The 13,676-nt window shown below is 38.7% G+C and carries 11 protein-coding genes; 4 read left to right on the top strand and 7 right to left on the bottom strand.

The genetic code is table 11. The annotated features are described in order from the left end of the window. The coding region (locus SGJ10_02210) for a T9SS type A sorting domain-containing protein (GenBank protein ID MDZ4756938.1) at positions 1-2,297 on the top strand (2,297 nt) is incomplete at its 5' end. Between the two features lie 543 nt (positions 2,298-2,840). Here SGJ10_02210 and SGJ10_02205 read toward each other — a convergent pair. From SGJ10_02205 to nadD, 5 genes are all read right to left on the bottom strand, one after another. Continuing rightward, positions 2,841-4,706, bottom strand: a complete 1,866-nt coding sequence (locus SGJ10_02205; protein ID MDZ4756937.1) for an Nramp family divalent metal transporter — start codon at positions 4,704-4,706, stop codon at positions 2,841-2,843. After that, on the bottom strand, positions 4,700-5,833 hold the full coding sequence (locus tag SGJ10_02200) for a WG repeat-containing protein (GenBank protein ID MDZ4756936.1): 1,134 nt from the start codon (positions 5,831-5,833) through the stop codon (positions 4,700-4,702). Before SGJ10_02200 ends, SGJ10_02205 begins: the two co-directional genes overlap by 7 nt. A 111-nt stretch (positions 5,834-5,944) precedes the next feature. Further along, complete coding sequence (locus tag SGJ10_02195; GenBank protein MDZ4756935.1) at positions 5,945-6,544, bottom strand: DNA-3-methyladenine glycosylase; 600 nt, start codon at positions 6,542-6,544, stop codon at positions 5,945-5,947. 122 nt (positions 6,545-6,666) lie between these two features. Beyond that, on the bottom strand, positions 6,667-7,554 hold the full coding sequence (gene ygiD / locus SGJ10_02190) for a 4,5-DOPA dioxygenase extradiol (GenBank protein MDZ4756934.1): 888 nt from the start codon (positions 7,552-7,554) through the stop codon (positions 6,667-6,669). Beyond that, positions 7,551-8,120: a nicotinate (nicotinamide) nucleotide adenylyltransferase gene (nadD, locus tag SGJ10_02185; protein ID MDZ4756933.1), complete on the bottom strand. Its 570-nt coding sequence runs from the start codon at positions 8,118-8,120 to the stop codon at positions 7,551-7,553. The genes ygiD and nadD overlap by 4 nt, the downstream gene beginning before the upstream one ends. Positions 8,121-8,244: 124 nt before the next feature. On the opposite strand from nadD, the gene SGJ10_02180 reads away from it, so the two are divergent. Both SGJ10_02180 and miaA read left to right on the top strand, forming a co-directional pair. Next, positions 8,245-9,054, top strand: coding sequence for a hypothetical protein (locus SGJ10_02180; GenBank protein ID MDZ4756932.1), 810 nt, complete (start codon positions 8,245-8,247; stop codon positions 9,052-9,054). Then, the gene (gene miaA, locus SGJ10_02175; GenBank protein MDZ4756931.1) at positions 9,042-9,932 is read left to right on the top strand and encodes a tRNA (adenosine(37)-N6)-dimethylallyltransferase MiaA; all 891 of its coding nucleotides are present in this window, start codon (positions 9,042-9,044) and stop codon (positions 9,930-9,932) included. The genes SGJ10_02180 and miaA overlap by 13 nt, the downstream gene beginning before the upstream one ends. Positions 9,933-10,017: 85 nt before the next feature. Here the strand turns inward: miaA and SGJ10_02170 are convergent, their stop codons facing one another. Further along, positions 10,018-10,890: a glycosyltransferase family 2 protein gene (locus SGJ10_02170; GenBank protein ID MDZ4756930.1), complete on the bottom strand. Its 873-nt coding sequence runs from the start codon at positions 10,888-10,890 to the stop codon at positions 10,018-10,020. Between the two features lie 225 nt (positions 10,891-11,115). On the opposite strand from SGJ10_02170, the gene SGJ10_02165 reads away from it, so the two are divergent. Further along, on the top strand, positions 11,116-12,498 hold the full coding sequence (locus tag SGJ10_02165) for a VWA domain-containing protein (protein MDZ4756929.1): 1,383 nt from the start codon (positions 11,116-11,118) through the stop codon (positions 12,496-12,498). A gap of 172 nt (positions 12,499-12,670) precedes the next feature. Here the strand turns inward: SGJ10_02165 and SGJ10_02160 are convergent, their stop codons facing one another. After that, complete coding sequence (locus tag SGJ10_02160; GenBank protein ID MDZ4756928.1) at positions 12,671-13,423, bottom strand: hypothetical protein; 753 nt, start codon at positions 13,421-13,423, stop codon at positions 12,671-12,673. Positions 13,424-13,676: the final 253 nt, after the last annotated feature.

Raw genomic sequence — 13,676 nt, 5'->3', positions numbered from 1 at the left:
TAACATTTACCTATGCTGCATGTGACTCAGCAGGACAGATAAACACCTCGACCATTTCAACGATGACCATCAACTTTACTTGTATCACTATCAGTGGTAATGTATATAATGATACCAATGGCTTGCGTGACAATAATGTTAATGGAACAGGTATTAATAAACCTAGTACAACACAGGTGTACGCAAACCTATTGAACAGTTCAAATATCGTTATAGCCACTATAGCTGTGGACAACAATGGTACATTTAGTTTTACAGGCATTACTCCAGCATCATATACAGTGCAGGTTAGCACTAACCAAGGTGCTGTAAGCAGTTCAGCACCTGCAACCTCACTCCCCACGCAGTGGGTGAATACAGGGGAGAACCTTGGTTCCACTTCTGGAAGTGATGGCACAATTGATGGAAAATTGTCTTTAACACTTAGTACTTCTAATATAACGAATGCCAATTTTGGTATTGAACAAAGACCAATGGCCATGGACACAGAAACCATTGCCCAAATTAACCCAGGAGGAACAACAAATGTGACGGTATCACCTGGATTATTTGTGCCATTTGATACAGGAGGAAGAGTCGATTCATTATCTATTATTTCTTTCCCTAATAATGTTACGAGTATTACAATTAATGGCACTACATACACATCAGGCAGCTTTCCAAGTGGAGGTGTAAAGGTTCCTACTAATAGTGTAGGTCAGCCCACACAAACAATTACCATTGACCCTATTAACGGAGCTATTTCTGTAAATATATTATTCAAACCTTTCGACAATGCTGGATTCCCATGTATTAATCCTTGGACAATCACAATTCCATTTGAATTATTAAGTATTAGTGGAAATGTTTATAACGATTTGAACGCATTGGTTGACAATACAGTGAATGGCACAGGGATAAATAATCCTAATAGCAATCAATTGGTAGCTTATATAATAGACGGAATAAACACGGTAGTAGCTAAAGTCAACGTAAATACTAATGGAACATTTACCTTTAACAATCAATACCCTGGTTCTTATAATGTGATGGTAACTAATAATAACTCTGCTAACCCGGGCAATCCCTCACCTCCTGTAGCACTTCCCTCTAATTGGATATATACTGGTGAAAACTTAGGTGCTGGTTCTGGTTCAGATGGCACAGTTAATGGAAAATTGGCAATAACCTTGGTAACTACCAATATTGCCAATGCCAATTTTGGCATAGAGCAGCTTTGTGCTGCTTACAATAAGAGTTATACGGGTCTAAATGCCAATGATTTTAATAAACCATCTAGCGATGCAAATTATCCTTTCAAGCTGAGTCTGAATGATTCAACAGGTACTGCTGATGGAGTAGTCAATGGATACTCGTCTGCGGTAAGGCCTGGCAAGGTATCGGGTAGTGACCCAGAGGATGGAAATTATGGAGGAGCAACAGGCTCAAGTGGGTTGAGAAAATTTGTAATAACCACTTTGCCCGATTCTGCCAATGATGTGATAGTTTACTTTAATGGCACTATCAATATCTCATTGAGCCCAGGCCCAAGCAATACAGATTCTTCTTATATATATTGGAACGCTGCTTCAAGCAGATATGAAATACCTAATTTCGACCCATCAAACTTGAATGTGTTTCTGCGGAAAAATGGCCACATGTCATTCTCATTCACCTATGGATGGAAAGACTCGGCTAACGAACTTGGTGCATTAGCTACCTATTCAGTAAGTGCATTTAGTGCATTGCCTGTTACATGGTTAGGCTTTACTGCCAAATGGCAGGGTATTGATGCCAAACTTGATTGGAGCACAACTTACGAAGTAGATAACAAATATTTTGAAGTTCAACGTAGTATTAATGGAAAAGACTTTGAATACTTGTTCACCATTGAAGCGGCAGAAAAATCTGGTGTAAATAATTATACCTACACCGATGTAAATGCGGGAAAACTGAATGCTTCTCATTTATACTATCGCATTAAGCAAACAGACTGGAACGGAGAAAGTAGTTATTCTATTATAAAAACCTTGAGTAAAGCTAATAACGCTGCTTCTACCAGTTATAGTGTGTTCCCCAATCCTTTCTTAACTACTTATAATATTGCCATAAACACCACTGAAGAGAAAAGCATTGCATGCACCGTGCAAAGCATTGATGGCAAAGTGGTATACACAGTAAAATACAATTTACGCAAGGGGTCGAATACTTTGACCATGAGCGAACTTGAAACAATGCCAGCCGGAATTTATATGATTACAATTGCCGACGGGCAAAAAACAGAGATATTAAAGATCACTAAGGTGAACAATTATTAATAAATTTTTGTAAATCTTATTTTAGGGAGTTGTTGGTTTTGCCAACAGCAGGAAGCTTGGGAGTAATCCCGAGCTTTTCTGTTTTGTAGCGAGACCTTAGTAAACCACAGGGCAATAGAGTAGACACTATTATTGCCTCAGTATGTTTTTTAAAGTTATTGAGAATAGCTTGCCATCCGCATCTTTGCACCTCTATGAGATATACTTCTTGTGCTTCAAAGTATATAATACAAATATAAAACAAAACAACTCTTGCATTGCTACAGAGTTTGTTTCGTTTATTGAAGGACTATAATAATACCGAAACTCAATATATAATAGTCCAAAAGAAAGGGACTAAATGTATTGTAGTTCGGCATTACCATTCTACAAACTAATCCGCCACAGGCGGAGAACTATTTTAGGTTAAGAATTGGTATTAAGAGTCTTGTATGAAAGTACCGTAACCAGCCATAGGATCGACCACGAGCAAAAGTTCGGTATGACGCTTCCGAAGCATCCGTATTTCAAAAATAAAAAATACTATATATAAAATATCCAGCCCTACCCTTTCACAATAAATACAGGTACACTTACCCTGTGTCGCACGGCATCGGCGGTTTCGCCAAATAGGAGGTCTTTAAAACCTTTGTGTCCGTGGGCACCCATTACCACCATATCGGCTTTGTGGTCGAGGATCATTTGAGGTATCACTTTTACAGGGCTACCGTAGCCCACATGGCAGGTGGCACGGTAGCCCCGTTTGATAAGTTCGCCGGTGTAGAGTGTTATGTTTTCGGTATCGCTTTGGGTTTCGAAATCGAGAATATCTTCCCCAATAAGCCTTGCACCTGCGGTTTCAACAGCATGTACCAATATATATTCTGCCTTATCGCCTCCGTGTGCAATTGCATGTTCGATGGCTCGCTTGTCCATATCGGAAAAATCGATGGCTATACAAATGCGATGATGTTTAGGTAATTGCAAATGCCCAAGTTCGCGTGCCAGTCCGTGGGGCAATTTGTTACTGCGTTTCCGCAGTATACTAAGCCAAGGGGTTACCAATATATATATAAACAAAATAATGGCGGCAAATACCACTGTCATAATTAATACCTGCTGCCATGCTGGGGCGGTTGGTATATAGTCGCTTAGTTTTTGGTATACCAATTTGCCATTGAGCCCCACTATAATAACAGTAGAGAGCCAGGCCAATATTTTTAACCACAATGCTATTGCATATTTGCCCATGCGTTTTTTGCTGCTCACAAAATGGATGAGCGGAACCATGGCAAAGCCAAGTTGGAGGCTGAGCACTACTTGGCTCAATACAATCAAACTGCCCAAAGCACCGGGGCCAGATATGATAATAGTGCCCACCGCAGGAATAATCGCAAGCAGGCGGGTAACCAAGCGTCGAAGCCAAGGACGCAAACGTAAGTTGACGTGACCTTCCATAATAATTTGCCCAGCGAGTGTGCCTGTAATAGTAGAGCTTTGCCCTGCGGCTATAAGTGCGATGGCAAATAGGGCAGGGGCCAGGCTACCAAATAATCCATCCAATAATTTATGGGCATCTTGAATTTCGGCCACTTCATATTTGCCATAAAAGGAGCCCGCCGCCAATATTAAAATAGCCGCATTTACAAACAAAGCCAAGTTGAGGGCAATAGCTGAGTCGATTACATTGTATTTGATGGCTTGGCGAATTCCTTTGTCGTTGCGTTCGTATCGCCGCGTTTGCACCAAGGCCGAGTGTAGGTATAGATTATGTGGCATTACCGTAGCACCTATAATACCGATGGCTATATATAATGCCTCGCTATTAAGTTTACCAGGGATAAGCCCTTTAAATATTTCCAAAGGTTCGGGTTTCACGATGCACATTTCTATAATAAACGACACGCCTATAATGCATACCAGTACAATGATAAATGCTTCCATTTTCCGCATGCCTCTATTGAGCAGGAATAGCAGCAGAAAAGTGTCGAGAACCGAAATACAAACACCATATAAAAGTGGTATGCCAAATAAAAGGTTCAAGCCGATTGCCATGCCTATTACCTCCGCTAGGTCGCAGGCAGCAATGGATACTTCGGCCAATATATATAAACCAAAATTGGCTGCTTTGGGGTACATAGCCCGCGAAGCTTGAGCCAAATCGTAACCTGATACGATACCTAAACGGGCGGAGATACTTTGTAGTAATAAAGCTACCAAGTTGCTGAGCAATAATACCCATATAAGTTGGTATCCAAAACGACTACCTCCTTCTAGGTCGGTTGCCCAATTGCCTGGGTCCATATAACCCACACTTATTAAGTAAGCGGGGCCAAAAAAAGCCAATAGCCGCTTCCATTTGCGTCCATCAGCAGGCACAGCAATACTGCCATGCACTTCACTCAGCGATTTGTTGCGTTCGTTTACCACCAATGTTCTTTTTTGTGTTTGCGGAAACTATATATTTTGCGTCCAGTTTTATCAATATATATTGTATTCACTCCATCTTCTACTTGTGTGATGCCATTGATAAAGCTACCCGCCAATGTATATTGCGGTTCTATTTTGAATGTGGCATCCTTATCTAAATAGCCCCAAGCGTTCATATATTTTACTGCGGCCAAGCCTTCGCTAAAAGGGGCATAGTCGTCGAATATAGGGCGAACTTTCATATAACCTGTTGGGTCAATCATTCCCCATTTTTTGTTCATTACAACACCTGCCAATCCTTCGCTGAACGATTCTGCCCACATATATTCTCGTGCTATCACAATTTTACCTTTATGGTCGATATATCCCCACATCGTATCCAGTGTAATAGGTGCCAATCCGCTGGCAAAATCGGAAGCGTTTATATATTTCGTTTTTATAACCAACTTACCTAGAGTGTCGATATAGCCATAGTATTTGCCAAGTCGTACCAATGCCAGTCCTTCACAAAAAATTCCAATATAATCGTATTTGGGTTTAAGAATAAATTTGCCTGTGGTATCAATCAGACCCAGTACCTTATTTTTTATTACTATTGCACGACCTCGGTCGAAGTCGCCCACATCTTCAGCCTCTATGTTGAAAGCTATATCGCCATTGGTATTCATGAAACCGATTTTATAATGGTGTTTTGGTGTTTTGGTTTCATAAGTATAATACTGCGAAAATACCTTGCTAAAACCATTTTTAAAAGACTCGGCTATGTCAACACCTTTTGGCAGTCCAAATGCTTTTTCGCCTTTGGTATCAATAAAATGTTCATGATATATACTGTCTTCCACCAAGCTATAGCCGCAATCGAAATCGTGGGCCAAATGGTAGCGGGCAGGTATAGCAATATTGCCTTGCTTGTCAATAAAACCATAGCGGCCATTTAGTTTGATGCGTGCACGGTCGCCATTAAAAAAGTAGGCATCATCGAAAGGACCCTTAATGGTTATTTCGCCTTTGGTATCGATATAACCCCAGTGCAATGAGTCTACCCGCACAGGCAGCAGGTCGTACGATTGGGCAACAGAAACCTTTGTAAATAAGAGGATGGAGGCTATGAGGATATATTTGAGCATCGTTTGCAAATTTACCGAAACAATAGATATGGTTATAAATTTTTTATGAAGATAGCTAAAAGATTAGTTGATGGTTGGTGAGGACACTAACATAGACAGGGGCAACGGTGATTAATACCTACTTACAAACTTACTGTTTTTTATATAAAAACGGTACGGCAACAGTGCATCCTCGGCGGCATAGTCAACGCCAATGCGGGTAGTTATTATTATATCTTTTTCGGCAAGTAGTGGGGCATCTTCTATCCATATTTTTTTTCCTGTCAATGATTCGCCATTTAAGGTTCTATCAATACCCAAAGCCTGGCTCAGAGTACCTGGGCCTGCTGAAAGGGTGCGGTCTAGTTTAGTTCTGTTTCTTCTTTCAAGCATGTGTTCGATACCTTCTATAGGCTCAGCAGCTCTGATAAGGACAGCATGTGGAATATCTTTGTGATGAGATACCACATTAAATAAATGATGAATGCCATAGCATAAATATATATAGGCTACACCGCCCTGCATATACATGGTGCTGGTACGCGGTGTATTGCGGTCGCCAAAGGCATGTGATGCTTTGTCAATGATTCCATTATAAGCTTCAGTTTCTGTAATAATGGCTTTGGCTAACTGGCCTTCAATATTTGTGCAGAGTAATTTACCCAATAGTTGTTTAGCAATTGACACTACATCTGTTTGCAAATAAAAGCTTTTGGGGAGTTTGGTTGGCATTTTATATATGTTTTTATAGATTTGTTCAAACCCTTCAAGGTCGAAACTTCGTTCGGCACATTTAGGTTATGAACCTGTGAACCCTTCAGGGTGGTTCAGTTACGACGATTCAATATGAGATATTACCCAATTTTAATAGTTCGCATACTCATGCCACCAAAGGAAACTTCTTCATAGGTATGTTCTATTTTTTCGTTAGGTTCGGTTAGTGCGACACTATATAATAAAGGTATATAATGATCGGGTGTGGGAACAGCCAAAGAGCCAGATTTCCCTGCTTTTTCGTATGCAATGATATCGGTAAAATTGCGGTCGTTTATTCGCATTTTTACCCATTCGTCAAACTCCACAGCCCAGTCGTAAGGCTTGCTGTCGCTAATAGCGAATTTTTCGAAACTCATTCGAAGGTTGTGTACAATATTGCCACTACCTATAATAAGTACGCCACGTTCACGCAGTATACAAAGTTGTTTCGAGAGGCTGAAGTGATATTGCATAGGTTGAGAATAATCAATGCTCAATTGAAATACAGGCACATCGGCGGCGGGATATATATGTTTCAAAATACTCCATGCTCCATGGTCAAGTCCCCATTCTTCGGTGGTTTTGGCATGGGTAAGTAGTGTAGTAACTTGGTTAGCAAATTCAGGAGAGCCCACTGCGGGATATTGCATGTCGAACAATTCTTTGGGGAAGCCACCAAAGTCGTGAATAGTTTGCGGTTTTGGGCTTGCTTGCACATAAGTGCCATTGGTGAGCCAATGGGCCGATACCATTAGTATTGCTTTAGGGTTTTCTATTTCATTGATGTCTTCGCCCAGCTTTTTCAAACTTTGGGTAAATGGATTGTCCCACAATGCATTCATCGGATTGCCGTGGCCTACAAATAGCACGGGCATTAATGGCGATGACCCAAGGTCTTTGGTGATATTATCGAATTCGTTTAGTTTCATAGCTGATGCAGCAAAGGGTGTTGAAGCTAATAGTTTTAAAAAGTGCTCTCTTTTCATGGCGTGGCACCATTATAATATTTCTTAACACTATCAACAATTGCTTCATCAATTAGTTTTTCTATTTCCCCACCAGAATAGATGCTTTCCCTAATGATAGTAGACGATACATTGAGTAGGGGAGCATGGGTGTATACAATATTGTCGTGCAGCAATAAATAATTGCTTTTAGCCACTCTATTATATATATATACTTGATATTGGTGAATGATATCCTTATAGTTTTTCCATTTATAAAATTTCCGGAGATTATCGGCACCCATTATCAGCGAAAAAGTATTGCTAGGATACTGTGTTTGCAGGTGCTCCAAAGTTTGGTAGGTGAAAGAAGGAAGCGGCAATTGCAATTCGACTTCGCTTATTTGTATATATTTATTATTTTCAAAAATTGCTTTTGCCCATTCCAAACGCAGTTCCACCGGCACAAGCTTTTGGTTTATCTTAAAGGGGTTTTGCGGAGATACGACCAACCATATTTCATCAAAGAAACGCAACATATACAAGGCTATGGCCTCATGCCCTTTGTGTATGGGGTTAAAAGAACCAAAGAAAAGACCTACATGCATGCTGCAAAAATAAGTAGGTATGAGTTTATATTTGTTATATTATATTACCTAGTCGTTGTATTTATTCCCTTAATTTTGCCATATTAAACACAACCAAGATATAGAAAATGAAATCACAGATTGGTTGAACAGCCTACCTGGCAGTATTGTATTTAATAAAATTAATATGCTCGAAAGCCCTTTCACAGCATTGGTTTTTCACGATTTTAACTTACAATTGGTATTGATTCCTTTCAATATATATATACAAGAAAAACTTGCAGCAAACTTTTTTGTGGAGATGGCTAACGCATATCCGCACTTGCAAACTATTTATATATGGGAAGATGAATGGTATAGTAAAAACAATATTATAAAGAATCGGTTATCGAGTAAATTGCGAATTAGCGAAAGAGTGCATGGACGCAAAACGATAGTAAAACGGATTGACAAAGCTATTGCCTATAGTTTTATGCAAACACAGCATTTGCAAGGTTATTCAACGGGATATTATAAATATGGGTTGTATGAAAAAACACTTTTATATGCGGTAGCACTCTTTAGTAAAACTAGAAAAATGTGGGCAGAGAATTATATATCGGCGGAGCTTATCCGTTATGCAAATTTGGAGGGTCATCATGTAAGTGGCGGACTTAGCAAACTCATTAATCATTATATACAAGAGCATAAACCCAATGACATTATGACCTATGTTGACCGCGATTGGGGCAATGGAGATGGATATATTAAGATAGGGTTTGAGGTGGTGGAAACTACACCTGCACAGGCATTTTGGGTGAATCCCAAAACTTATAAACGTTATCATCAGCAAAGGTTTTGCAAAGAGATGGGCATAGCTATAGGTACTCCGGCAGAAACTATAGTAAAGCAATACGGCCTTATAGAAGTATATAATAGTGGCAATATAAAAATGATAAAACCTTGCTCCATTTAGATAGAAATATATTTAATAGTATTTTGGTGCTAGGGCCAACTGCAAGTGGTAAGACCAAGTTGGCTGTACAACTTGCCCATGAGCAAAATGGCTGTGTGCTTAGTGCTGATAGTAGACAAGTGTATAAACATTTGGATATTGGAACAGGAAAAGATTTGGAAGAATATATAATAGATAACAAACAAATTCCTTATCAACTAATTGATATAGCCGACCTTGGGACTAAATACAATTTGAGTAATTATATAAATGATTTTGCAAATGCGTGGCAAGGATGCGAAGCTGCAAAACAATTGCCTATAGTATGTGGTGGAACTGGATTGTATTTAGATGCGATTTTAAAAGGGCATAACTACGCCCATGTACCTGTTGATGCAGCATTTAGAAAGAAATTAGAATCAATGAGCAAACAAGAATTGTTAGCATACTATCATAAACTCCCACAAACTTCTTATCATACTTTAGCTGATATTTCAACTGACAGACGATTAATCAGAGCCATAGAAATTGTAGCGTATTTGCAATACAATATTATTGAACCAACAAGTTTTCCAGAAGTGAAGCCTTATATAATAGGAATAAATAAAACGGTAGAGTTACGCCGCGAAAAAATAAAAACCCGATTAATTTATAGACTGCAAAATGGTTTGATAGATGAAGTGAGGTCTCTCTTGCAGCAAGGCTTAACAACAGAATATTTAATTAAATTAGGATTAGAGTATAAGTATATCACTTTATATATATTGGGCGAATTAGATTATGCCGAAATGGAAGAACAGTTATATAATCATATTTGCCAATTTGCAAAGCGACAAATGACGTGGTTCAGGAAAATGGAACGAGAAGGGTGTGTTATACATTGGACTCCGTCATTCTGAGTTGCCTTCCAACGAAGAATCTGTTGAATCGGAGACCTTTTGACGAGATTGTTTCGTTGGTGTCTCCCTCGCAATGATTTATATATCACCTCACCCTATAATTCTTAAACTCCCCAATATGAATTCCTGTAGTTTGGTAAAACCAATTCAACAATTGTTTTTTCAGCGGAAGTGTTATCGAACGTGTGGGGTCAAATTCAAAAGTCCAATTTGTTTTTTTAATACGTTCAGCTATTACAGCGGGATGTGTGCCTGTAAATCTTTTCACAGAATCGATACTCGAGTAATCGAACAAACTTTCGTCCTTAATATTTTCCTCCATCCAATTATCGTCATGCCACAATTTCTCGAAAGCTTTTCTTTTTTCGGTTTGTATACGAGGGTCTTTTACCCAACCGTAATGGTATATAGTTGCATCCACCAATTTACAATATAGTTTCTCCCCGTTTTTTCTAAAACTCATGGCATCTTTGTGTGAATTGATACTGGGGCCTTTACGCACCACACGTACTTCTTTCTTTTGCCAGTGTCGTGAGTCTGCAATAAAATCGTAACTGCCAAAAAAGTTAATATGGTCAAATACCAAACCTTCCACAGTTTTATCATCATTATATAATTCCATCGCGGCTTTTATTTTCGGCAAATCATTTTCATGAAAAACTTCGTCTCCTTGTATATAAAAACACCAATCGGTATCGGCACTAATGGCATTATATGCTTTGTTGGTTTCATCGGCTAGTACACGACCGCCTTCACGCAAGGTTTCATCCCAGACCGTTTCTACTATGCGTATTTTGGGTGAGCCAATGCTATTTATCAAGCCTAAGGTATCATCCTCCGATTTGCCGACTGCTATCACAAATTCATCACAAATGGGTAGTATAGATGTAATGGCCTCCACGATGGGGAAGTCATATTTAACGGCATTTTTGATAAAACTAAATCCGGTTACTTTCAATTGTTGATATATTTGAACCGCAAATCTATAGCAATAAAACAATTGTGTCGGTACTTTTGTGAAGTTTTAAATTTGTGTATAGAAGTGGTTGGTTAACTGTCCGTGGTTGGTGTCCCCACCAATCACTAAAGTAACTTATATATATATGAACATTAAAATCCTAATTAAAACCGAACCGCACGTGGTTGTGTGTTTTCACCAACCACTAACATAACTATTATATATATGAACAAAAAAAATTTGATTAAAGTATTATATACATTTTTATTTGCAAGTATACTATTTGCAGTTCCCGCAGCAGCCCAAAAGAAAAAAACACGCATACTTTTTTTACTCGATGCATCGGGTAGCATGTTGTCTAAGCTTGAGAAAGAAACACGCATGGCTACCGCCAAGCGATTGCTTGCAAATATAGTAGACAGTTTAAAAACTGTAGACGATTTGGAACTTGCCTTACGTGTATTCGGCCATCAAAGCCAAGCGAAAATGCAGGATTGTAATGATACAAAATTGGAAGTTCCTTTTACCAAAGGCAACCACGATCTTATTAAAGAAAAGCTAAAAAAAATTAGTCCTAAGGGCACTACACTTATCGCACACGCACTAACCATGAGTGGCCCAGATTTTACACCTGACCCTTTAGCCAGAAATGTTATCATACTTATTACCGATGGAATAGAAGAATGCAAGGGCGATCCTTGTGCTGTGTCTGAAGCATTGCAAAAGGCGGGAGTCACCCTTAAACCCTTTGTAATAGGGCTTGCCAGCACTGTCGACTTCAAATCTGCCTACCAATGTGTGGGTCGTTTTTATAATGCTACTACCGAGGAATCTTTTAATAATGTACTGCGAGTGGTAATTGCACAGGCCATGAATAATACCACAGTGCAAGTAAATCTGATAGATGCATTTGGCCGTGCGGTGGAATCGAATGTACCCATGACTTTTTATAATACGGAAAACGGACAGCTCGAATATAATTTTGTGCATACCCTCAATGATCGTGCATTGCCTGATACGCTGAGCATTGAACCTACTATTAAATATAGATTGGTGGTGCATACCATACCTGAGGTGATAGTAGAAAATATAGAATTGCAGGCAGGTCGTCATAATACCATTCCCGTGGATGTACCACAAGGTTCTTTGCAACTAATAGTGGGCGGATTAAACGTGAATGATAAGGTGCAATGCCTTGTGCGAAAAAATAAAGAATATTGGACACTCACCGAGCAGGACTTTAATACCACCCGAAAATATATAACAGGTTTGTATGATTTGGAAATACTAACCTTGCCCCGAATATATCTTAAAGAAATTTCGTTGGATGCCTACCAAGTTACCAAAATAGAAATACCCACACCGGGCAAATTGTCATTGGTATCGTTCAACGACGTATATGGCTCTATTTACCAGTGGACCAATAACAGATTGGAATGGGTTTGCGACCTCGACGAAAAACTACGCCGCAAAGTAATAACCCTTCAACCCACCTTAGATAAACCTTATAAACTTATATATCGTTACAAGCAACATACACGAGCAGACAGAACCTTTGAAAAAGACTTCGAAATAAAATCAGGGTTAACTACTTCTTTGTCATTGTAGATATCTCTTTGGGCGTGCCGCCGAAGCGGCGTCGGGCTATATGCCTTATCCCGCTAGTTAGCGGGATGCCGGCTGCTATCCCTCACGCGGCTTAAGCCTTAAATCAAAAAAACCTCACAGGAATGTGAGGTTTTTTTGAAATTAATTTATTGATTATTCTATTGTACTAAATTTATTGATTAACAAAAAATCCAGTACCAGCTTTGAATACTGATGATATAGACATTGATTTACCGTTTTTATCTTTAAAACTATTAGTATTACCTCTATATATTGTTACATCAACATATCCCACATTCACTTCCTTGTATATTTCAACAGGTATCGTAAATTCTCCATCATCCTCCGTTATTTTATTCCAAGTGAATTCCTTTCCTGATGAACCTGAAGATGAGACCGTGCTAAAATGCACCTGAATAACAACTTGTTCATCTGTACTTGCATTATCAATCGACCATTTTACAGAAACAGGAACCCTTTCGTTTTTAATATGCTTAGGTAAAACTGAACGACTTTTTATAGGTGCGGCAAGCTTTACTTCCTTCGAAAAATCATCATACCCCGCACTTTCTATATTTTTACATGAAACTGTACATTTTTTTGCATTAAATATACCTTCTAAAAAAGGGTTAAGGGAGGAGGAGTTTTGTGATGAATTTATTAGAGTACTATTAACATAAAGCTTACTTTCATTAACCAAAGAGCGTCTCTTTGTCTTATCTGTATTGTCAATAATATCAAGAATACCATAGGTTAATTTTCCATCTAAAGATATGTTATAACCCATAATTTTTATATCCAAATCGGCAGGTTTATCGGTCCACAAAAAAGTCAAATCATCACTTTTTAATGGGTCATTATTTGTTTTGTGTTTGCAGGCAGCAAAAATGCTGACTAAGCAAAGTATGGTTATTGTTTTTTTCATTTTTTCATTATTTTTAATTTACATGAGCAGATGCATATTATACCGAAACTCAATATATAATAGTCCAAAAGTAAGGGACTAAATGTATTGTAGTTCGGCATTACCATTCTACAAACCTAAAATAGTCCAAAGACTATTTTAGGTTAAGAATTTTGTAACTACTCAGGTACAAAAAACTGGACAATTAAAAGCAGTTCGGGGATTACTTTTAATCTGTGCATTGAAATAATATCAGGAGGAAGTTGTTGATTTG

This window comes from Bacteroidota bacterium (genome assembly GCA_034439655.1).
In the GTDB taxonomy this organism is placed as follows: domain Bacteria; phylum Bacteroidota; class Bacteroidia; order UKL13-3; family UKL13-3; genus CANJUD01.
Note: the sequence above shows the minus strand (reverse complement) of the source record. Positions and strands in the feature narration are given on the sequence as shown.